This window comes from Sulfitobacter sp. SK012 (assembly GCF_003352085.1).
Lineage (GTDB): Bacteria > Pseudomonadota > Alphaproteobacteria > Rhodobacterales > Rhodobacteraceae > Sulfitobacter.
Genome location: NZ_CP025804.1, coordinates 254,772 through 275,267 on the forward strand (window position 1 = coordinate 254,772; position 20,496 = coordinate 275,267).

At 53.0% G+C, this 20,496-nt stretch carries 20 protein-coding genes; 11 read left to right on the plus strand and 9 right to left on the minus strand.

What is annotated here, in order from left to right; all coding sequences use genetic code 11:
* Positions 1-76: 76 nt before the first annotated feature.
* On the plus strand, positions 77-763 hold the full coding sequence (locus C1J03_RS01190; protein ID WP_114882892.1) for a hypothetical protein: 687 nt from the start codon (positions 77-79) through the stop codon (positions 761-763).
* A gap of 41 nt (positions 764-804) precedes the next feature.
* On the opposite strand, the gene idi is transcribed toward C1J03_RS01190, so the two are convergent.
* Positions 805-1,347, minus strand: a complete 543-nt coding sequence (gene idi / locus C1J03_RS01195) for an isopentenyl-diphosphate Delta-isomerase (RefSeq protein WP_254694153.1) — start codon at positions 1,345-1,347, stop codon at positions 805-807.
* 264 nt (positions 1,348-1,611) lie between these two features.
* On the opposite strand from idi, the gene C1J03_RS01200 reads away from it, so the two are divergent.
* The 5 genes from C1J03_RS01200 to gcvP all read left to right on the plus strand — a co-directional run bounded on the left by C1J03_RS01200 (position 1,612) and on the right by gcvP (position 7,718).
* Positions 1,612-2,061, plus strand: coding sequence for a c-type cytochrome (locus tag C1J03_RS01200; protein WP_114882894.1), 450 nt, complete (start codon positions 1,612-1,614; stop codon positions 2,059-2,061).
* A 284-nt stretch (positions 2,062-2,345) separates the two neighbouring features.
* On the plus strand, positions 2,346-2,738 hold the full coding sequence (locus tag C1J03_RS01205; protein ID WP_114882896.1) for a nuclear transport factor 2 family protein: 393 nt from the start codon (positions 2,346-2,348) through the stop codon (positions 2,736-2,738).
* A gap of 563 nt (positions 2,739-3,301) precedes the next feature.
* On the plus strand, positions 3,302-4,399 hold the full coding sequence (gene gcvT, locus C1J03_RS01215; protein ID WP_114882901.1) for a glycine cleavage system aminomethyltransferase GcvT: 1,098 nt from the start codon (positions 3,302-3,304) through the stop codon (positions 4,397-4,399).
* Positions 4,400-4,415: 16 nt separating this feature from the next.
* Positions 4,416-4,781: a glycine cleavage system protein GcvH gene (gcvH, locus tag C1J03_RS01220; protein ID WP_114882903.1), complete on the plus strand. Its 366-nt coding sequence runs from the start codon at positions 4,416-4,418 to the stop codon at positions 4,779-4,781.
* An 84-nt stretch (positions 4,782-4,865) separates the two neighbouring features.
* Positions 4,866-7,718: an aminomethyl-transferring glycine dehydrogenase gene (gene gcvP / locus C1J03_RS01225; RefSeq protein ID WP_114882905.1), complete on the plus strand. Its 2,853-nt coding sequence runs from the start codon at positions 4,866-4,868 to the stop codon at positions 7,716-7,718.
* 243 nt (positions 7,719-7,961) lie between these two features.
* On the opposite strand, the gene C1J03_RS01230 is transcribed toward gcvP, so the two are convergent.
* The 5 genes from C1J03_RS01230 to C1J03_RS01250 all read right to left on the minus strand — a co-directional run bounded on the left by C1J03_RS01230 (position 7,962) and on the right by C1J03_RS01250 (position 13,110).
* Complete coding sequence (locus C1J03_RS01230) at positions 7,962-8,684, minus strand: HAD family hydrolase (protein ID WP_114882907.1); 723 nt, start codon at positions 8,682-8,684, stop codon at positions 7,962-7,964.
* The gene (locus tag C1J03_RS01235) at positions 8,681-9,589 is read right to left on the minus strand and encodes a D-amino acid aminotransferase (RefSeq protein WP_114882909.1); all 909 of its coding nucleotides are present in this window, start codon (positions 9,587-9,589) and stop codon (positions 8,681-8,683) included. Before C1J03_RS01235 ends, C1J03_RS01230 begins: the two co-directional genes overlap by 4 nt.
* Before the next feature lie 269 nt (positions 9,590-9,858).
* Positions 9,859-11,289 (minus strand): NAD-dependent succinate-semialdehyde dehydrogenase, encoded by a 1,431-nt coding sequence (locus tag C1J03_RS01240; protein ID WP_114882911.1) that lies wholly within the window; start codon positions 11,287-11,289, stop codon positions 9,859-9,861.
* Between the two features lie 103 nt (positions 11,290-11,392).
* Positions 11,393-12,337, minus strand: a complete 945-nt coding sequence (locus tag C1J03_RS01245; protein WP_114882913.1) for a LysR substrate-binding domain-containing protein — start codon at positions 12,335-12,337, stop codon at positions 11,393-11,395.
* Entirely contained in the window at positions 12,334-13,110 is a 777-nt protein-coding gene (locus C1J03_RS01250) for an aspartate dehydrogenase (protein WP_114882915.1), read from the minus strand. Before C1J03_RS01250 ends, C1J03_RS01245 begins: the two co-directional genes overlap by 4 nt.
* A gap of 158 nt (positions 13,111-13,268) precedes the next feature.
* Here C1J03_RS01250 and C1J03_RS01255 point away from each other — a divergent pair, with 158 nt between their 5' ends.
* From C1J03_RS01255 to C1J03_RS01275, 5 genes are all read left to right on the plus strand, one after another.
* Positions 13,269-14,222 (plus strand): dihydrodipicolinate synthase family protein, encoded by a 954-nt coding sequence (locus tag C1J03_RS01255; RefSeq protein WP_114882917.1) that lies wholly within the window; start codon positions 13,269-13,271, stop codon positions 14,220-14,222.
* Between the two features lie 100 nt (positions 14,223-14,322).
* Positions 14,323-14,865 carry a 3-hydroxyanthranilate 3,4-dioxygenase gene (locus C1J03_RS01260; protein ID WP_114882919.1) on the plus strand — a complete coding sequence of 181 codons (543 nt, stop codon included), beginning with the start codon at positions 14,323-14,325 and terminating at the stop codon, positions 14,863-14,865.
* Between the two features lie 33 nt (positions 14,866-14,898).
* Positions 14,899-15,873 (plus strand): TRAP transporter substrate-binding protein, encoded by a 975-nt coding sequence (locus tag C1J03_RS01265; RefSeq protein WP_114882921.1) that lies wholly within the window; start codon positions 14,899-14,901, stop codon positions 15,871-15,873.
* 61 nt (positions 15,874-15,934) lie between these two features.
* Positions 15,935-16,471: a TRAP transporter small permease gene (locus tag C1J03_RS01270; RefSeq protein WP_368073916.1), complete on the plus strand. Its 537-nt coding sequence runs from the start codon at positions 15,935-15,937 to the stop codon at positions 16,469-16,471.
* Positions 16,468-17,727 carry a TRAP transporter large permease gene (locus C1J03_RS01275; protein ID WP_114882923.1) on the plus strand — a complete coding sequence of 420 codons (1,260 nt, stop codon included), beginning with the start codon at positions 16,468-16,470 and terminating at the stop codon, positions 17,725-17,727. Before C1J03_RS01270 ends, C1J03_RS01275 begins: the two co-directional genes overlap by 4 nt.
* A 17-nt stretch (positions 17,728-17,744) precedes the next feature.
* Here the strand turns inward: C1J03_RS01275 and C1J03_RS01280 are convergent, their stop codons facing one another.
* Genes C1J03_RS01280 through C1J03_RS01290 form a run of 3 tightly spaced genes read right to left on the minus strand, consistent with a single transcriptional unit; the run spans position 17,745 to position 20,475 of the window.
* Positions 17,745-18,611 (minus strand): dioxygenase family protein, encoded by an 867-nt coding sequence (locus C1J03_RS01280; RefSeq protein WP_114882924.1) that lies wholly within the window; start codon positions 18,609-18,611, stop codon positions 17,745-17,747.
* A gap of 11 nt (positions 18,612-18,622) precedes the next feature.
* Positions 18,623-19,927 (minus strand): TRAP transporter large permease, encoded by a 1,305-nt coding sequence (locus C1J03_RS01285; RefSeq protein WP_114882926.1) that lies wholly within the window; start codon positions 19,925-19,927, stop codon positions 18,623-18,625.
* A complete protein-coding gene (locus C1J03_RS01290; protein ID WP_114882928.1) occupies positions 19,924-20,475 on the minus strand; it encodes a TRAP transporter small permease subunit in 552 nt (183 codons plus the stop codon). The genes C1J03_RS01285 and C1J03_RS01290 overlap by 4 nt, the downstream gene beginning before the upstream one ends.
* Positions 20,476-20,496 lie beyond the last annotated feature (21 nt).

Sequence of the window (20,496 nt, forward strand, 5' to 3'; positions counted from 1 at the left end):
ACCATGAACCGACTTGTTCCCCGGGTGTTAGACAGGATAAAGAGGGTTAACCAATTCCCGCCGCCGGACAGGGCCTATGCTGATCAGTATCGAAAAACGCTTCATGTTCTTGGCGAACACTAAGACCGCTTCGACCTCGATCGAAGATGCTCTTTTGCCATATACAGATATATACCGGGGTGGCACGCCAGCGCGCAAACACATTTCCGCACGAGACGCTTATCCCGCCTATCCGTTTTTATTCAAGCAGCCAGATTTCGCGCCGCGTACATTTTTCCGCTTTGGCGTCATGCGCGAGCCGATGGATTGGATCGGATCTTGGTTTCGCTACCGGAAAGGTAATCAAGTCGAGACCCCGCTGCCCGAAGAGATGGATTTCGCTGGGTTCTGGGAACAGAATGATTGGAACATTCGCCGGCCGAACGGCAATAAGCGCCTGCAAAGCGACATGTTCTGCCACCGGGATGGTCAGCCCATCGTCGATATGGTGATCCCGTTCCACGAGGTGGCTAAGACCTTTCAAGAGATTTGTGGTGCGCTAGGCATACCCGCACCGCTGCCCCATATGAACGCTAGTCACATCCAGATGCCTTCGGTCATTCCCGAGCGCCTCTTGGATGAGGTGCGAGAATACTATGCCGTTGATTATGCCCTTTGGGATCAGCTGGACGCGTTGAATGCCAACGGTAGGAATAAACTCATGACCCGGATTGGACCGGCTGTTCGGAAAAAAATGGCAACGGCTCAGGCGGGCAAAAGGTAGCTTTGATTGCCCATGTGACGCGGCGAGCGATAATACTCGGTTCAATCGCTAAAGATCATTGCGCCGTGTTGGCCGAGGTAGATCCGGAGCCAGGGCGTGAAATCCTCTGGTGTTGCTTGGATTTCCGCCATCAAATCGTTGTGTGAAACCCAGCGCGTGTTCATCACTTCGTCGGGGTTGGGCGACAAGGGCAGCGCGCCATCGACCTGTGCGACAAAGACTTCAACCACTTCATGTTCGATCAGTCCACCGCCTACATCTGCGCGGTATTCGACTTGCCCCACGTGGGTTGGCTGCAGGCCCTTGATCCCCAGTTCTTCGCCAAGCCTGCGTGTCGCGCAAACGCTAGGGTCTTCGTGCCAATCTGGATGGGTGCAGCATGTATTCGCCCAAAGACCTGGAGTGTGGTATTTTCCCAAAGCGCGTTGCTGAAGCAGAATTCGGTCGCCCTCCATCAAGAACACTGAGACCGCCATATGCCGCAAGCCGCGTTTATGCGCAGCCAGTTTCTCAACAGGCTGTAAGATGCCGTCAATCCAGGCGGGGATCATGATTGTGTGCAAGGGGGCCTCGATATCGAACATTTCAGACGCGCGTCTGTGACACGAGTCTGGTCAGGTGAGCAAGGTTCTATTCCCGATTTCAAATATACCAAGGGGGTGTTTTGCCCCAGCTTTTGCCAACTTAGGGCTCGAAAGATGGGCGACTAATGGCAAAGTTACTTTTTCTTGATCGGGAAAAAGGCGGCGGTTGGAAAGGTCATGCACAATGACGTCATTTGCGTGATGGTACCTTTACTCGCCAGTGCCCCACACTAAGTTCGTGTCATACAAGTGAGGAGTAATCACATGAATCGACTTTCCATCACGACAGTGGCGTTTGCGATGCTGGCGGCCCCTGTTTTTGCCGATGGCCACGCATCGGGAGACGCAGCAGCAGGCGAAAAGGTTTTTAAGAAATGTAAGGCTTGCCACTCGATCATAGCCGATGACGGGACCAAAATTCAAAAGGGCGGCCGGACTGGCCCGAACCTTTACGGTGTCTACGACCGGGTTGCCGGTACGTTTGATGGTTTCAAATTTGGCGGCTCGATCGTTGAGGCTGGCGAAAAGGGTCTAATGTGGAACGAGGCGGATTTTGTGTCCTATGTCGCAGACCCAAAGAAATTCTTGGCGACCTATTTGGATGACAAAAAGGCCAAATCCAAAATGTCACTCAAGATTAAGAAGGAAGCGGATGCACAGAACGTCTGGGCGTATCTAGTTTCCGTTGGCCCTGGGGCCCCCGCGTCAAACTAAAACGGCACATATGCGACATGAAACAGGCGGCCTGAGGGTCGCCTTTTTTTTGCCCGCCTTGTTTAAGAAATACTACTCAAAACTGAAAATCTGATTGGGCCTTCCTCGGCTTACAAAGCGATTGTGATACACAAGCAATGGACACGCAGGTTTTTTTGGACTTCCTGTAGGACCAAATAACAACCTGTTCGCGCGGCCCCCACCAACTGACATTGTCATTCCAACCTAGACAGCGAACGGCGGTGTGTCATGTTATTGGCATTACAATTTGGAAAGGCGATGCAATGATTGATGCACGGGCAGTGGCCAAGATCGCGGCAGATTACACAGCCGCTTGGAACTCTAAATCCGCTGAGGCTGTAGCTTCCTTTTACGCAAAGGATGGTGGAATTATTATCAACAATGGTGACCCATGGAGTGGTCGATCTCGCGTTCAGGACATGGCTGCGGGGTTTTATGCGGATGTTCCTGATCTGACGCTTACCTGCGATGATGTGCGCTGCGCTGGGAACCATGTGATTTTCGTTTGGACATTCACAGGACACGATGCGGCCACTGGCAACCCGCTCAATATTCGAGGCTGGGAAGAGTGGGAGATTGGTGAAGACCTTAAGGTAAAAGCGTCGCGCGGTTGGTTTGATGCCGAAGACTACGGACGGCAAGCTGAAGGAAAATAGCTTGCTCAATCGTTTTGAGAAAATTGACTCCGGTGCGTGCCGGACGTTGCCAGCGGCATCTCAAGCAGAGGTCCAAAATCCTCGCTAGAGGCGGTTTCGATGGAACGGCTCATGTATTGAAGAGGCTACACCTTTCGGGTGAGCGTTCCAGATTTGCCATCAAAATGGCGCCCGGTATTCTCACCGTTTGGCGTCAAGACGTTGTCCCGGCCAGCCTGAACGTACCCCCGTCAAGTTAGCTTCCCAGATTTCCACCCATTCCTCTCGGTTTGTATGGCGTTGCTATATGCCGAAAAAAGGAAGGTAGACTGCGCTTCTCTTGCTGCCTGTTGATTGGGTTTGGCCTCTGCAGGAGCGGATAATTTTCCTGGCACATCAAAAAATGCCGCCTCGACCGGAAAGTTCTGAAACTGCCAATAACGGGGTTTTGATTGAGCCTTCATAGCATCGAGCTAGGAAGGCTTCCCAAACTATGAAATTGCTCCTAACCTCAGCTGCGTCATGCGAGATACGCATTGCACCGTGACGGGTGTTCGTAACTGAACCAAAAAAAGGAGCTACCAATGGCTGACGCGCCAAAACGCACTGTCCTATATGATCTGCATGTGGAACTTGGTGGCAAAATGGTCGATTTTGCCGGTTGGGAAATGCCCGTTCAATACCCAATGGGCATCATGGGCGAACATGCCCAATGCCGTGAAAAAGCTGGGCTGTTTGACGTGAGCCATATGGGGCAGGTGATTCTGCGCGGTGAAGGCGTTGCAGAAAAGCTGGAGAGCATTGCCCCGTCGGCGTTCACGACACTGCCTGAAGGCAAGGCGCGCTATACTTTCTTCACAAATGAAGATGGTGGGATCATGGACGACCTGATCGTGACGAATGCAGGTGACCATATGTTTGTGGTGGTCAACGCAGCGCTGCGCCACCAAGATATTCCGCATATGGCCAAACACCTCGACGGTATCGAAGTCATTGAGATCTTTGATCGCGCATTGGTTGCGGTGCAGGGCCCCAAGGCCGAAGATGTCGTGGGCGAGCTTTGCCCTGCGGCGCGCGAATTGAAATTCATGGAATCCACACTGGCTGATATTGTTGGAGTCGAATGCCGCATCTCACGGTTGGGCTACACCGGCGAAGACGGGTATGAGATTTCGATACCTGAGGGTGATGCCGAAAAGGTAGCAAGAGCATTCCTCGCAGATGACGATTGTGCGCCCTCGGGCCTTGGCGCGCGCGACAGTTTGCGGCTTGAGGCTGGTCTGTGCCTCTATGGCAATGACATCGACAATTCGACATCACCTGTCGAAGCTTCCCTCAATTGGGCGATGCAGAAACGTCGCCGTGAAGAGGGTGGCTTCCCTGGAGCTGCACGCATTCAACGAGAGCTCTCAGAAGGTGCCGAAAAGAAATTAGTGGGCATCAAACCCGAAGGCCGCGCGCCTGCGCGCCAAGGTGTTGAGGTGCAGTGTGTCGATGGAAATACGATTGGCGCCATCACCTCGGGCGGCTTTGGCCCTACAGTTGGGGCGCCGGTTGCTATGGGTTACGTTTCGACGGCCCATGCTGTACCGGGCGAGAAGGTAAACCTCATCATTCGTGGCAAGGCTCAGCCTGCTGAAATCGTATCGCTGCCGTTCGTAAAGCAAAACTACAAACGCTAATTTCGGAGACTAAAAAATGACCACTTATTATTCTGATGACCATGAATGGATCACAGTCGACGGCGACATCGCCACTATCGGAATCACCCAGCATGCTGCAGATCAGCTGGGCGAGATTGTCTTTGTTGAACAAAAAGACGTCGGCGATGATTTTGAAAAAGGCGATGAGATCGGTGTTATCGAATCCGTCAAGGCGGCCTCGGAAATATACGCGCCGGTTGATGGCGAAGTCGTTGAGGCCAACGGTACACTTGAAGATGCACCGGGTTCCTTGAACGAAAACCCTGAGGGCGACGCTTGGATCTATAAGGTTAAGCTTGCTGATAAGGCACAGCTCGAAGACCTGATGGACCTGGACGGCTACAAAGCCTTGATCGGCTAAAGCAAGCCTCCACCCCTGACCATCCAGCGGTACTGGCTTGCGGAGCCACTGCCGCTTTTGGAATTTGACACAAGGAACTCAGAAATGTCCTTTCAACTCACCGATTACGAAGCCTATGACTTCGCAAATCGCCGTCACATTGGCCCCTCTGTAAAAGAGATGGCTGAGATGCTCAAAGTGATCGGTTTTAAGACTCTGGACGAGCTTATTGACGCGACCGTACCACCTGCGATCCGTCAAAAGGAGCCGCTGGATTGGGGCCCTGCAATGACAGAGCGCGACGCGCTTTTTCATATGAAGCAGATTGCTGAGAAGAACAAAGTTCTGACTTCGTTGATTGGCCAAGGGTATCACGGTACCACAACACCGGCTCCGATCTTGCGCAATATTCTGGAAAACCCAGCTTGGTATACAGCCTACACGCCGTATCAGCCCGAGATTTCGCAAGGCCGGCTTGAGGCGCTATTGAACTTCCAAACCATGGTTTCAGATTTGACCGGTTTGGATATCGCAAACGCTTCGCTTCTTGACGAATCCACTGCGGCCGCCGAGGCAATGACGATGGCAAAGCGGTCCGCGAAATCCAAGTCGGACAGCTTCTTTATTGATGAAAATTGCCACCCGCAGAACATCGCTGTCATGCGGACACGGGCTGAGCCTTTGGGCATCAATGTGATCGTAGGCTGTCCGAATGATCTGGACGCAAGTGCTGTGTTCGGGGCAATTTTTCAGTACCCTGGCACACACGGCCATGTGCGGGACTTCACGGATGCCATCGCCAGCTTGCATGAGAGCAAAGCGCTGGCTGTTGTCGCGGCCGATCCGCTCGCGTTGGCCCTGCTGAAGAGCCCCGGTGAAATGGGCGCTGATATTGCTATCGGATCAACCCAACGATTTGGGGTTCCAATGGGATACGGCGGTCCGCACGCTGCCTATATGGCCACCAAAGACGCCTACAAGCGTGGGATGCCGGGCCGTATCATTGGTGTGTCCATCGATGCGCGCGGCAACAAAGCTTACCGCTTGTCCTTGCAAACTCGGGAGCAACATATCCGCCGTGAAAAGGCCAACTCGAACGTTTGTACTGCCCAAGCACTGCTGGCTGTCATCGCGTCGATGTATGCGGTCTACCACGGTGCCGATGGTATCAAAGCAATCGCGCAATCGGTGCACCGCAAGACATCGCGGCTGGCGAAAGGTCTTGAAAGCCTTGGCTTTGATGTGCAGCCCGAGGTCTTTTTTGATACGATCACGGTAGAAGTTGGCGCCCTGCAGGGGGTCATCTTGAATGCTGCCGTGGAAAACGGGATCAACCTGCGCAAGGTTGGTAACTCCAAAGTTGGTATCTCTTTGGATGAGCAGACCCGTCCTGAAACCATCGAAGCTGTCTGGGCTGCGTTTGGTGGCAATATGAAGGACGATTCCAAGGCCAATCGGGAATACCGTTTGCCAAATCACGCGTTGCGCGAAAGTGAATATCTGACGCATCCGATTTTCCACCTGAACCGGGCCGAGGCGGAAATCACCCGCTATATGCGGCGTTTGGCAGATCGTGATCTTGCACTTGATCGGGCGATGATCCCGCTGGGTTCCTGCACGATGAAGCTGAATGCGACCATCGAAATGATCCCCGTTACGTGGCCCGAGTTTAGCAATCTGCACCCCTTTGTCCCCAAGGATCAGGCGTTGGGTTATCATGAGATGATTGATGATCTGAACGACAAATTGTGTCAGATCACTGGGTATGACGCCATCAGTCAGCAGCCGAATTCGGGTGCACAGGGCGAATATGCCGGCCTTTTGACCATTCGTGGCTATCACGCGGCACGTGGCGAGGCACATCGCAACATCTGCCTTATCCCGACCTCTGCGCATGGTACGAACCCAGCGTCGGCGCAGATGGTGGGTTATAAAGTGGTCCCCATCAAAGCCGATGATAAGGGTAACATTGATGTTGCCGATTTCCGCGAAAAAGCTGAAAAGCACTCGGCTGATCTTGCGGCGTGTATGATCACGTACCCGTCCACTCACGGTGTTTTTGAGACAACTGTGCAAGAAATTTGCCAGATCACGCATGATCACGGCGGTCAGGTCTATATCGACGGTGCCAACATGAATGCGATGGTCGGCCTGTCGCGTCCGGGTGACATTGGCGGCGACGTAAGTCACCTGAACTTGCATAAGACTTTTTGCATTCCTCATGGTGGTGGCGGTCCGGGCATGGGCCCGATCGGCGTAAAAGCACACTTGATAGAGCATCTGCCCGGGCATCCGGAATACGGCACAGATGTTGGACCAGTATCGGCAGCACCGTTTGGGTCCCCGTCGATCTTGCCGGTTAGCTGGGCATACGTCTTGCTGATGGGTGGGGCAGGCCTAACGCAGGCAACTAAGGTGGCAATCTTGAACGCGAACTATATCGCGGCGCGCCTGAAGGACAGTTACAACATCTTGTATACGTCTGAGACTGGTCGCGTGGCGCATGAGTGCATTCTCGACACCCGACCGCTTGATGAAGCGGGTCATGTCAGCGTGGATGATGTTGCCAAACGTCTAATCGACAGCGGCTTTCATGCGCCCACTATGTCCTGGCCAGTGTCTGGAACGCTGATGGTTGAACCCACAGAATCCGAACCCAAGGCAGAGCTGGATCGCTTCTGTGAAGCAATGTTGTCTATCCGAGGTGAGGCGCAGGACATTATCGACGGCAAGATTGATCCCGAAAACAATCCACTGAAGAATGCACCCCATACGGTGCGCGATCTGGTGGGTGACTGGGATCGGCCTTATAGCCGCGAACAGGCCTGCTTCCCTCCGGGATCGTTGCACATGGATAAATATTGGGCACCGGTTAACCGAGTGGACAATGCTTATGGTGACCGCAACCTCGTTTGCACTTGCCCGCCCATGTCCGACTACGCAGAAGCCGCCGAATAGGTCGCGACGCAAACAAATAGCTGCGCCAATCTGGCGCAGCTATTATCACGAAATTTTTCTGAAACCGGAATTGGCCCTTTGCCCCACCCATAGGCTGGTGGGGAATTGCTTCTGTGCGTCTTCTAGAAGGTGGGCTTGTCACGCTTCATTCAACGCACTCACCTGTTCTGAGCGGAGCAACTACCAGACGACGCACCTTCCGCACAAAACTTAAGGCGGCCCTGATTTTGCAGATCAAACCTACTATTTTTGGCCAAGAGCACCGGCAACACCAATCGACAGCTTACGTGCTTTGAGGAATTCGTAGTGCGGCAGTGCTTTTTTGCACAAGGCTGAGGCTGCACCCTCGAGCTGTGGTCGTGCGCCTTCAGGTCCGGCAAAACCGGTAGAATGGTGGACGGCTCCGTACCAATGGGACGCCCAAACACCATCAAAGGGCTTGGGTCCTGTTGGCCATTCCAACATGGTATCAAGGAATGGCAGGTCGATCGCATTACACAGAGAACGCAAGGCAGCTTCGGGGTTCTCGCGGATGTCGTGGCTGTCGATGACCAAGCCACCTATCTTCTCGTACAGTGCGGTCTGCTGCGCGTAGCCAATGTCTTCCAGTGTTGGGTTCTCGCGTTTAGCGGTGTAGCTGGCGATAACGCGGGCCGGATGGCGGATCAGGTGGATGTTGATGCAATTTTTCGCCCATTCCAACGGAATGCCATCCAGCATGTGATGGGGCATGTGTTTCATATAGCGGTGCTGAGCGGGTGCTGCTGCACAAGCGGCGGCTACCTTGTCGGGGTCGGTTTCATGCGCGGTCACGATCTGCGCACGCATAGGATGGGTGATACCAGAAGCCATTAGGTACGGCGCATAAAAAGGTTCGTCCATCGCTTCAAAATCGGGGCGATTTCCGAAACTGTACATCATCGCTGTCGACAGGTTGCGCGGGCCGGACCACATGGCGATTTTCATGCAGTGACACTTTCGACGAGGTCCTTGTAGAGGGCGCGAAGACGGGTAGTGACAGGGCCAAGCTCGCCTGTGCCAATCGTACGTCCGTCGATTTCCGATACAGGAGTTTGTGCTCCGAAGGTGCCGGTTAAGAACGCTTCATCGGCAGAGTATGTATCAACCAACGAGAAGTTCCGTTCAAAACACGGGATGCCATTGGTGTGGCAAAGATCGATAACTTTTTGACGGGTGATTCCGTTCATGCAGTAATCCCCCGTAGAGGTCCAAACAGCTCCCTTTTTCACCACAAAGAAGTTGCATGCATTGGTGGTGTTCACGAAGCCATGAAGGTCCAGCATCAGTGCCTCGTCAGCGCCAGCTTTCTCGGCAGCGATGCATGCTAGGATACAGTTCAGCTTGCTGTGCGAATTAAGTTTAGGGTCTTGGGTCATTGGCAAACCGCGCAGATGTGGAACGGTGGCGAGCCGGATTGGACGGGGTAGTTTTGGCTGTGAATGTTCCATGATGATCACGAAAGTTGGGCCAGACCGCGACAATGCAGGGTGCTGGAATGGCCGATGCTTAACGCCGCGCGTGACCATCAAGCGTGCGTGTGCGTCGGTCAGCATACCGTTGGCTTCACGCGTTTGTTCCAATGCAGCCATCACGCCAGCGCGGCCCATACCTATGTCAAGATCGATGGCTTTGGCCGCTTCGAACAAGCGGTCGATATGCTCCTCCACAAACGCCCATGTGCCATTGTAGAGGCGCAAACCCTCCCATACGCCGTCGCCAAGCATGAAGCCGCTGTCATAGACGGAAACAGTGGCCTCGGCCTTGGGCTTCAACTGTCCGTCGACGTAAATGAGTATCCCGTCGTTACGGGCATCTTCTTCGGCTTGATGGGTGGTTTGATGATCTGTCATGGGGGCCTCCTGGGTAGACATAGAACCTGAAACCTTGATCGGAGCCAGTGAATTCCTACGACCTGTCTAGGTGAAGTTGAGGTGACCGTTTTAATGAGCCGGAACCATTGCTTCTTCATAGCCTAGACGGGCTGCACTTTTTTTAGGTGTCCACCCGTCTTTGAACAGGTTGCGTTAAAGATCGTGAAAGAAGGTTGATCTGTAACGGCCATCTTTACAGGGCACGGTGGAAATTTCGCAAAGTTTCCTTGGGATTCAAACTCTGACGGTCATACGATATTGGACGAATGCCACACGTTCTTGATGGTCATGTAGTTGTCCAAGCCTTCGGACCCGCCCTCGCGGCCATACCCACTGGATTTGACCCCACCGAAAGGTGTCTCGGGCATAGAAGCTTCGAGTGTGTTTATCGAAAGGTTGCCGACCTCAACCTCATCAATCATGCGATCAATGTAATCCGCTTGATTTGTGAATGCATATCCCGCAAGGCCGTAGGGAACCGAATTCGCCTGCGTGATTGCGTCATCCAGGGACGTAACTGAGTTGATCACGGCGATTGGACCGAAGGGTTCTTCTTGCATGATACGCGCGTCATCGGGAACGTTCACAAGCACTGTCGGTTGGAAGAAATATCCAGTGTCGCCATGACGCGCGCCACCGGTCGCAACGATCGCCCCCTTAGAGCGAGCGTCCTCGACAAGCGCGGTAAGAGCAGGAATGCGGCGGTCATTTGCAAGTGGACCCATTTCGATGCCGGTATCCATTCCATTGCCAACGACGGTCTTTGCCGCCCGCGTAACGAATGTCTCAGTGAAGGTTTCAAAGATGGCGTCGTTCACAAAGAACCGCGTCGGTGAGGTACAGACCTGACCGGCGTTGCGCATCTTGCGAATGGCACCAGAGGTGGCTGCCGCTCTGACGTCCGTATCTTCGCAGACGATGACCGGCGCATGACCGCCAAGCTCCATGAGAACGGACGTCATATGTTGGGATGCGAGTGTCGTTAGATGGCGGCCGACTGGTGTTGAGCCCGTGAAAGCCACAAGCCTGACAGGCTCTTGTGGGATCAGATGGCTGGAAATCTCCGCCGGGTCACCAAACACCAAATTGAGAACACCGGCTGGCAGACCCGCATCGGCAAAAGCACGCGCGATATGGACGGCTCCAGCGGGCGTTTCTTCAGCAGCCTTAAGGATAATCGAGCATCCTGATGCGAGTGCGCCTGCGATCTTTCGGGCAGGCTGGCTCATCGGGAAATTCCAAGGTGAAAAAGCCGCAACAACACCGATGGGTTGATGATGGACGGTGAATTTATGCCCTTGTGCTGCGGGAATGACCCGACCATAGGTTCGCATCGCCTCACCAGCGTCCCACTCAAAGAACTCAGCGCCCCGGATAACTTCCATACGCGCCTGAGTGAGCGGTTTTCCATGCTCTAACGTAATGGATCGCGCAATCTCCTCTTGGCGCTCTCGCATTAGAGCTGCGGCCCTCAGAATTGTGTCGGAGCGATCACGCGGAGATGTGCGGCTCCAAAGACGAAAGCCTCTCTCGGCGGCATCTAATGCATCATCGAGGTCGCTCTGTTCGGCACAAGGCAGACGCCCAAGCTCTTGTTCGGTCGCAGGGTTTACGACTGCCATGTCGCGGCGCGTCGTCCGCCATTCGCCTGCAATAAATAACTTTAACTCAGGGTACATGGGACGAGCGCTCCTTCATATGGCTGCATCAGATCATGCAATGTTGGATGTTACTTCAAGTGAATTGGAGGAATACTGGTATCAATTTCAAGAATACCAGAGGCTATCTATCCTTCACTGCCCTGTGCAGCGCGTCTTTGAAGGCATGCCCAGCAGGTGAGAGGCTGTTGTCGCTGCGGTACGTCAGTCCGATGGGGCTTTGACCAAATGGGACATCCCAATCCAGCACCGATAAGTACCCATTCTCAACATCTTGCTGAATCACTTCGGCGGGCATCAAACCGATCCAGTCACTGGATTGAAGCAGTGCCCTATTGGCCAGATATGACACCGATTCAATTGCAAAGGGGGGCGAATATTGGTGTTGGCTGATAAAGAACTGGTCGACTTGCCGGCGCAACGTTGTCTCAAGCGGGGGCAATATCCAACCAAAAGGTTTAATGCGTTCAAAAGGTAATGATTTTGCATGTGCCAATGGATGGTCGTTGCCGACGACAGCGATCACGCGGTCCTCAAAGAGTTTCTCCTGCAGCAATTTGTTGCGATGTCGGTGTGAAGGTAGCCTTCCTACAACAAGATCAATCTCGCCCGAAAGTAAGGCGGGCATCAGAACTTCGTTGGTCCCCTCACTAATCTTGATCGCAACTTTGGGACGTTCACGCAGGACTGTAGTGATTGCAGCGGGCAACAGTTTGGTCGAGGCGGCAAGCAGCGTACCGACGATGACACGTCCGCTATTACCTTCATTCAAATCATCCAATTCTTGCGCGGCGCTGGACACTTGCGCGAAGATTAACTTGCCATGCCGGATCAACGTATCGCCAAATACAGTGGGGACAACGCCTCGGTTTGTGCGTGTAAAAAGTTTGACCTCAAAATCGATTTCGAGGTCCTGTATCATCTTGGTGGCAGCGGGCTGCGATATCCCCAGTTCGCGTGCGGCATTCTGAATGTTGCCATGACTGCCGACAGCGACCAGCAGACGGAGCTGTCGCAGTTTCAATCGTGTCAAAGCGCGGTCGACGATGCGGGATTGTTTGGCAATCATAGCGTTACTGTCCCGGCGATATTGTCCAATTTGCTGAGCACACTCATCGCCGCAAGGGCGGAGCTGCGTGGGTTGTCCGGTAAAGACTGCCCACTGATCTGAAAGCGAAAACTGCCGAAATCACCTGTGGCCTCGATCTCATGGATATTGGAGGAGATATCAGCATCAGCGATGAGGCGAACATGTGTTTTATCAAAGCCGACACCGGCGAGGGCAACCGCCGCTGCCACGTTAGCATTTTTGGGATAGGCAAGTGCTGCTTCGCGGGCGGTTCCCTCAAAGTGGATTTGTGCGCCACTCTTCAGCGAACCCAGGTCAATTTTTTGTTCAGCAGGTGATCCTTGCCAACCAATTGGTGGTTTGCGCCCCACATATGTCACCTGCTCCAATTGCCCAACGCGCGCCGCTTGCAGGCAATCCAACGCACCAATGGCACCGCTTGCCAAATGCAATTTGGCACCGCCCTCATTTGCAGCCGCTTCAAGCGATTGCAACACATTTTGTTCAGCCAACGCACCAAGCGAGACCGTGATCATATCGATCCCACGCCGCAGAACCGCTGGTCCATGTGCTGCAAGCGCTGCGTGTCCCGCACAATCGATCACCAAATCAAGATCATCCGGTAGGTCCTGAACCGAGCCCACATAGAGGCCCGGGTTTTCGGCAACCCGTGTCGGCCGCATAAGAACTGCATCAATCTGATGGGGTCGTTGCTCCAACGCGTTACGCACGTATGTTGCAATCGCACCGTTACCGATCAATCCTATTTTCATAGTTCTATCCCTTCGTTGATCTTGATCTAAACGAAATTGACCGCGTTTTGATATAGATAATAGTGATATCTAATTTTACTGTTTCGGGTTGGCATCACGGATACGATCCGGCCTTCTTGTCGTCGGATACACAGGCTCTCCAACATAGGCTTTGCTCAATGAAATATACCAAACATAATGCCAAAGACTACGCACGTGAGAACATGACAGGGATTTGGGCTGCGGCCTTAAACCCGTTCAATGACGATCTTTCATTGGATGAAGTTGGGTTGCGGTCCAACATTCGTCACTGGATCGATGACCTGAAGATACAGGGATTGTTCGTGGCTGGTAAGCAAGGCGAGTTCTTTTCGATGAGCCTTGAAGAGCGCAAGCGAAATTTCGAAATCGCAGTGGATGAATGCGCCGGCAAGGTTGGGGTCATCGTTTCAGTCTCTGACCAGAACATGGATACGGCCTTGGAGCTCGCGCATCACGCCCAGAACTGCGGCGCAGATTACATTGTACTTCATGCGCCGGTGCTCAGTTTTGTCCACGATCGAGGTGAGGTTTTGTATCAATATTACAAGACGTTTTGCGATCAGTTGGATATCGGTATCGCAATGTGGAGCCATCCAGACAGCGGTTATCTTATGCAGCCTGAAGAATGCGCTCGGATCGCTGAGCTCCCCAACATCGTCGCGATTAAATACTCGGTCCCGCGCGAAATGTATGTGAAATTGCACCATATGATTGGTGACAAAATACAGGTCTCTACCTCTCTCGAGGATGATTGGCTGGACAACATCGAAGAGCTTGGTTGGCGTTTGTACCTTTGCTCTTCTCCGCCGTATCAGTTGCAAACAGCCAACGATATGCGAATGCACGAATACACCCAGCTCGCCTTCGCAGGTAAGTTCGATGAGGCTCGCAAGGTACGCGATAGCCTTGAACCTGTGCGAAATGCGATGAAACAATCTAAGCCAGCCGGTAAGCCGACGGCGTTTGGAAAGTACTGGCAAGAGCTCTTGGGTCAAGCTGGCGGACGGGTTCGCAGTCCTATGCTGGAACTAGATGAAACAGAAAAAGCAGCCATCCGAAGTGCGTTTGAGAGTTGTGGTTTAAAGCCATAATCGCGGAGGCATGATATAACCAAATCGGATAGCTAATTACCCACTTATTCTTTGCGGTTATTGGCAAAGTCACGGAAGTTTTTGGTAACGGGAGAGAACCATGTCCAAATTACGAGCCTTTAATTTCAAAACTTGGATTGATGAGCACCGCCATCTGCTGAAGCCGCCAGTGGGGAACCAACAGATTTGGGAAGACGCCGACCTTATGGTGACCGTCGTGGGCGGGCCTAACAAGCGAACGGATTACCACGATGATCCGGTCGAGGAGTTCTTCTATCAACTTGAGGGCAACATGGTCCTCAAGATCTATGATGGCGACGAATTCTATGACGTGCCGATTAAGGAAGGCGAGATTTTCTTGCTGCCACCACATGTGCGCCATTCTCCTCAGCGACCCGAAGAAGGGTCCATCGGCCTGGTCGTCGAGCCCAAGCGAAAGACGGGCGATCTAGACGCTATTGAATGGTACTGTTTTGAGTGTGGTTCACTTGTTCACCGGGCAGAGATGCAGCTGACGTCTATCGTCAGGGATTTGCCACCAGTCTACGAGAAATTTTATGCCTCGGAAGAAAGCCGAACCTGCGCAAATTGCAATACGGTTCACCCTGGCAAAGAGCCGCCAGAGGGTTGGGTCACCATCTGATCGATCAAAGTTAACAAACAACTGGGGAAGAATATGAAACATATAGCAAAGCTCATGGGGTCCGTGGCACTGGTTGCTGCGTCAACTTTGACTGCTCAGGCAGACGAATTTCGACTGGGTTTAATTACGCCTCCGCCACATATCTGGACAAAAGCAGCTGGAGCGTTCGGCGATGAGTTGACCGAAAAAAGCGGCGGCGCGCACAGCGTTTCAGTCTTTCCTTCACGCCAGCTTGGGAATGAAGCCGAGATGTTGCAACAGCTGCAAACCGGCGCATTAGATATGGCCTTCATGACTGTCGCTGAAGTCTCAAACCGTTACGTTGATCTGGGCGCCTTCTATGCCCCTTATTTGGCTGATGACATTGCGCATGCAGGTCGTATTCTGCGGTCTGACAAGGCGACATCGATGCTTGAGCCATTGCCGGCCGAAGTTGGCGTTGTTGGTGTTGGATACGGCATGGCTGGTTTGCGCCAGATCGTATCACGTGGCGACATAAGTAGTGCCGAAGATCTCGCAGGCCTGAAGCTTCGGATCACGCCATTTACGCCAATTCTTGATTTCTATAACGCCATCGGCGCAGCACCAACGCCTATGCCATTGCCTTCCGTTTATGACGCGCTCGCAAATGGGCAAGTGGATGCTATTGATATGGACGCGGAATTGATCTGGGTTCTGAAGTACTACGATCACGCTGACACGATTGTTCAATCTGATCACATGATGTTCCCAATGGTGGGCCTGGTTTCTGCAAAAGTATGGGCAGGTCTGTCAGAAGAAGATCGCGCGATGATTGGCGAACTTATGGCCAAGCACGTAGACAGCACCATTGATAGCTACGTTGAAAAAGAAGCCGGCTGGTTGGCGCAGATCGAAGGGACGGGCAAGACGTATACCAAAGTCGATGCCACGTTCTTTGGGGGTGCGATCGACGAATGGAATGCGATTTGGTCGGAAAAAGCGCCTTCGCTTGACGGCTTGCGTGCTGTTGCGGCAGAAACCAAGTAACGAAACCTAATTTGCGGACAAGGGCGCGGGTCGAACTCGCGCCCTTTTTTATGGAGAACGGATGATGCTCTACCGCGTATCTGCAGCATGGGCGCGAATTGAACTTTGGGCGGCAGCGTTTTTGGCGGTCTGCGTTACATTTCTTGTTCTACTCAACGTTGCCACGCGCAACACGGGCAACGCGCTGTTCTGGGTGGATGAGCTTGCGATCTACGCGATGGCGTGGATGACATTCTTGGGTGCCTCAGCTGCGTTGCATCACCGCAATTCTGTCGCGATCACACTGCTGCCCGATGCAGTGTCGCCGCGCGTCAAAGCGGTGACAATCAAAATCGTCGACATCATCGTTTTTGCCTTTGCTTTGGCAATGCTATGGTTTTGCTGGCGCTGGTTTATGCCCCTCGAATTCGCCCGATCTGGCTTTGATAGTAAGGTCTTCCAAGGCAACACGTTCAATTTCATATACGCTGAACCAACTTCGACGCTCGGCGTTCCAAAGTATGTTTTTTGGGCTGTCATGTGGCTTTTTGCATTAGGCGCCACATTGCATTCCGCAATGCACCTGCTCGGCGCGCGTCCACGGGATGAACAGTCGTGAGCCCTATCGTCTTCTTGGCTGCATTGTTTCTTTCTGTCCCAGTGGCAATCGTGCTGGTCATCACGGCGGTTTGGTACATCTGGGAAAGCGGAAACACAGTCCTCTACGACAGCTTTGCCCAAAAGATGTTTGGCGGATTGGAAAACTACGGCCTGTTGGCGATTCCACTGTTCATGCTGACCGGGGAGTTGATGAACGAAGGCGGTATGACCAAACGCCTGGTGAATATGGCCCGCGTTTTTGTCGGAGGGTTCAGGGGTGGATTGGCATATATAAACTTGCTGACCAACATGTTTATGGCCGCAATAATTGGATCAGCCACAGCCCAGATTGCTGTTATGTCGCGCGCCATGGTGCCTGCGATGGAAGCTGAGGGCTACGAGAAAGGGTTTGCTGCCGCCACGACTGCGGCCGGGGGCCTACTCGCCCCGGTCATTCCGCCTTCGATGATGTTCGTTATTTTTGGCGTCTTGGCGCAAGTCCCAATCGGAGAGATGTTCATTGCCGGAATTATTCCGGGCATGCTTTTGGCGATGGCTTTTGCCTTGGTGATCGCAATCGTAGGTTGGCAGCAGCAATTCCCAAAAGGCGTCTGGATGTCACGAAAAGACGCAACTCGCGCTGTGCTCGAGGCATTGCCAGCTCTTTTGATCCCTATGGCGATTATCGGGGGCATCCTCTTCGGCGTCGCTACCCCAACAGAGTCTGCCGCCATCGCATCCCTCATCGCTTTTGTCGTTGGTTGGCTCGTTTACGGTGACTTAAGACCAAGCCATTTGGGAGAGATGTTCAAGCGCACTGCTGTGAACGCTTCAATGATCATCTTCATGATCTCGGCCGCGAGCGTTTTCGGTTGGGTCATAATCTACGAGGAGCTGCCGCAAAAACTTGCAGGGCTGATCACGTCGATCACATCCGACCCGTTCGTGTTCTTCCTTATCGTCAATCTTGCTTTGCTGCTTGTTGGGATGGTGATCGATGGCATCGCGGCGATTATCTTGATCACGCCTATCCTGTTGCCCATTGCCGTAGGGAATTACGATATCAGCCCCTATCAATTTGGTGTCGTCGTTTGCTTGAACCTCGTCCTTGGGCTTTTAACGCCACCTGTTGGGATCGGTCTCTATATCGCATCTTCCATGAGTGACACGCCGCCTGGCGTCATTCTAAAAGCTCTTTGGCCCTTTTTGCTGGCTGTGGCTTTGGTTCTGATTTTGCTGAGCTATTTCGCAAGTCTATCCACAATGCTGATCTAAACTGTGGCTGCCTAAACTTAGTCCGCTGCTAGTGTGACGTCAAAGTTCACGTAAAGAAACGGATCAGACACATTTCCCGAAAGAACCATCCCATCTGGGAATGCAGCTGCCTGTTTCTCTTCGTACTTCATAACTAGATCATTCCGGACGCCAAAGACTGTGTCTTGATCCAGGTAGGGATCATCATTTGGAAACACCTCGGTCACCAGAGTTTTGAAGCCCGGCGCTTTGACGATATAATGTAGATGTGATGGCCGCCACGGATGCCGGCCACAAGCATTCAAAATATCGCCTACAGGGCCATCTGTCGGAACCGTATATTCGACGGGTTTGACCGTCGTGAATGCATACCGCCCATCGTCTCCAACCGTCATCAGGCCGTGGAAGGAAAACGTATCCTGTTCGTCATCTTGGCTGGCATAAAGCCCGTTTGGTGCGGTCTGCCAAATATCGATTTCTGCGTTTGGAATTGGTTTCCCGTCGGTGTCGCGAATAACCCCTTCGGCCAACAACATCGGCCCACCAAAGTGTCGCTTCATGTCTCCGCCAACAGCCAATTCGGGAGCGCCTGACACATGGAAAGGACCAAGAACCGAAGATGATGTCGCATCAGCGTTTGAATGCAGCATGTCCACCAAGGACGAGAGGCCCAACACGTCGGAGGCCAAGATAAACTCGTGTCGGTCTTCTGTTTCGATCGCAGCGCATCCCTCAAGAAAGGCGATGCCGGTGCGCCATTCCTCATGGCTCAAGTTTACGTCGCGGGCAAAGTCATGCAGGTGCTGCACCAAAGACCCCATGACTTCGCGCATCCGTGGGTCCATCTCATTTGACATATACCCTTTGAAGACGTCTGTAATGTTTTCGGCTGTGACGTTACGCATGACAGGTTTCCTTAAAGAAGAGCGAGGCTTAGGATTGGGAATTCAATCAGGATAAACAACGCAATCAACATGACAAAGGCGAAGGGCAATGCGCCCATAAAGACGTCTTTTAGCGATATGCGGTCATCATTGATCGTCGATTTGATGACAAAACACGATATGCCTAGCGGCGGTGTGAGCAGACCAATTTCCGCGCCAACAACGGTGATAATCCCGAACCAAATTAGCGACATATCCATCGCTTCGACCAGAGGCAAAAACAGCGGGACCACGATCAAAATGATCGATGCGGTGTCTAGCAGGGTTCCGAGAAATAACATCAAGAGCACGTAAAGGATCATAATTGTCCAGAACGATGCCTCGTTGACGGCCAACAGGTCTTGCAGTTGGTTTGGCAGTCCTGCCAAGCCGAGCATGCGACTGTAGATGGAGGCCGCAGTAATCAAAAATAGGATCGCGGCCGTGATGTGCCCGGTTTCAAGCAAAGCTTCCCAAAAAGTCTTCATCGTCATCGAACGGCGAACCATTGCGATCACAAGAGCGACCAAACCACCGGCGGCGCCCGCTTCCACGGCCGTCAGCCAACCTGTGTAGATGCCGCCAAGAACGACTGTGATCAATCCCACCGTTGGGAGTGTCTTGGATGCGATTTCGCGGCGTGACATCCACTCGGTATCCTGAACGACGCGTCCACCGACAAATCTGGGTGTGTAGCGGGCCATGAACCAAATCGCGCCGACATAGAACACTGCAAGCATGATGCCTGGAATGACCCCGGCAAGAAACATATCGCCAACGGATTGTTCCGCTACAAACGAGTAGATAATCAGCATCGCAGAGGGCGGAATGATCATACCCAAGACCGACGACCCTGCGACGACGCCAACCGCAAAGCGTGGGTTGTAATCTTGGGCCATCATCTGCGGAACAGAGACCTTGGTGAACACAGAAGCTGACGCAATCGACGACCCGGTGACCGCCGCAAACACGGCATTCGCGCCAACCGTCGCCATGCCAATTCCGCCTTTCACTTTGCGGAAACGCATGGTCATGACTTCATAGATATCGCGGCCCAATCCCGCCTTGGACACAATGAGCCCCATAAAGGTGAACAGCGGTATCGTGGCAAAGCTGTATTCCATCGCGCTGTCGCCTACGGCGACTTTCAGCAGGTTCAAAGACAACGTGAAATTGTCACGCATCAACCAGATTGAGACCAAAGACACGGAACCAAGGGCAATGGGAATATACATGCCTGAATAGATCAGGAAAATAATTGCGGCGACCGAAATCAGGCCAATTTCGATCGGGCTCATGGGTGCGGCTCTTCATTTTCCGGGGCGCGGAGAAGCTCTGGCCGATCCTGCGCCGTGATGACTTTGAGTACGAAGATCACACACGACAGGGCGCAGCCTGAGGCAATGACCAGTTTTATCGGCCACCATGGAACGGTAAATACGCCCGGTACGCCAAAATAATCTTTTGTATCCCACATATGCAGGAATTCGGGGAACATGATGTAGGCGATCAGCCCCATGAAAATCGCAGATACTGCGTTGATGATACGGCGCAACGTCGCGGCTGATTTCGGTCGGGTGCGGTGCATTAGGTTCAAGAAGCCATCTGAGCGTGTCAGGCGGTCAACCCGCACCACATCAGCCAATTGTAGGAACACGATAAAGACGACCGAAAGCTGAACGATTTCGTAGGTGCCTTTGAGTGGCGCGTTGAAAACCCCACGCGCCACAACGTCAATGTTTAGGATTGCCACCAGCCCCAGAACCGCAAGGGTTCCGGCGGCGTTGGCGGCAATCGCTAGAGTATTGGCGACCCGAGACAGGGCCGTTACAGCAGGCTTTAGCATGATCAGGCTCCTCTCTTGGGT

Excerpts from the sequence above, each read along its gene's own strand:
- C1J03_RS01190 (WP_114882892.1), top strand. The coding sequence starts at position 77 with ATGCTGATCAGTATCGAAAAACGCTTCATGTTCTTGGCGAACACTAAG.
- idi (WP_254694153.1), bottom strand. The coding sequence starts at position 1,347 with ATGTTCGATATCGAGGCCCCCTTGCACACAATCATGATCCCCGCCTGG.
- C1J03_RS01200 (WP_114882894.1), top strand. The coding sequence starts at position 1,612 with ATGAATCGACTTTCCATCACGACAGTGGCGTTTGCGATGCTGGCGGCC.
- C1J03_RS01205 (WP_114882896.1), top strand. The coding sequence starts at position 2,346 with ATGATTGATGCACGGGCAGTGGCCAAGATCGCGGCAGATTACACAGCC.
- gcvT (WP_114882901.1), top strand. The coding sequence starts at position 3,302 with ATGGCTGACGCGCCAAAACGCACTGTCCTATATGATCTGCATGTGGAA.
- gcvH (WP_114882903.1), top strand. The coding sequence starts at position 4,416 with ATGACCACTTATTATTCTGATGACCATGAATGGATCACAGTCGACGGC.
- gcvP (WP_114882905.1), top strand. The coding sequence starts at position 4,866 with ATGTCCTTTCAACTCACCGATTACGAAGCCTATGACTTCGCAAATCGC.
- C1J03_RS01230 (WP_114882907.1), bottom strand. The coding sequence starts at position 8,684 with ATGAAAATCGCCATGTGGTCCGGCCCGCGCAACCTGTCGACAGCGATG.
- C1J03_RS01235 (WP_114882909.1), bottom strand. The coding sequence starts at position 9,589 with ATGACAGATCATCAAACCACCCATCAAGCCGAAGAAGATGCCCGTAAC.
- C1J03_RS01240 (WP_114882911.1), bottom strand. The coding sequence starts at position 11,289 with ATGTACCCTGAGTTAAAGTTATTTATTGCAGGCGAATGGCGGACGACG.
- C1J03_RS01245 (WP_114882913.1), bottom strand. The coding sequence starts at position 12,337 with ATGATTGCCAAACAATCCCGCATCGTCGACCGCGCTTTGACACGATTG.
- C1J03_RS01250 (WP_114882915.1), bottom strand. The coding sequence starts at position 13,110 with ATGAAAATAGGATTGATCGGTAACGGTGCGATTGCAACATACGTGCGT.
- C1J03_RS01255 (WP_114882917.1), top strand. The coding sequence starts at position 13,269 with ATGAAATATACCAAACATAATGCCAAAGACTACGCACGTGAGAACATG.
- C1J03_RS01260 (WP_114882919.1), top strand. The coding sequence starts at position 14,323 with ATGTCCAAATTACGAGCCTTTAATTTCAAAACTTGGATTGATGAGCAC.
- C1J03_RS01265 (WP_114882921.1), top strand. The coding sequence starts at position 14,899 with ATGAAACATATAGCAAAGCTCATGGGGTCCGTGGCACTGGTTGCTGCG.
- C1J03_RS01270 (WP_368073916.1), top strand. The coding sequence starts at position 15,935 with ATGATGCTCTACCGCGTATCTGCAGCATGGGCGCGAATTGAACTTTGG.
- C1J03_RS01280 (WP_114882924.1), bottom strand. The coding sequence starts at position 18,611 with ATGCGTAACGTCACAGCCGAAAACATTACAGACGTCTTCAAAGGGTAT.
- C1J03_RS01285 (WP_114882926.1), bottom strand. The coding sequence starts at position 19,927 with ATGAGCCCGATCGAAATTGGCCTGATTTCGGTCGCCGCAATTATTTTC.
- C1J03_RS01290 (WP_114882928.1), bottom strand. The coding sequence starts at position 20,475 with ATGCTAAAGCCTGCTGTAACGGCCCTGTCTCGGGTCGCCAATACTCTA.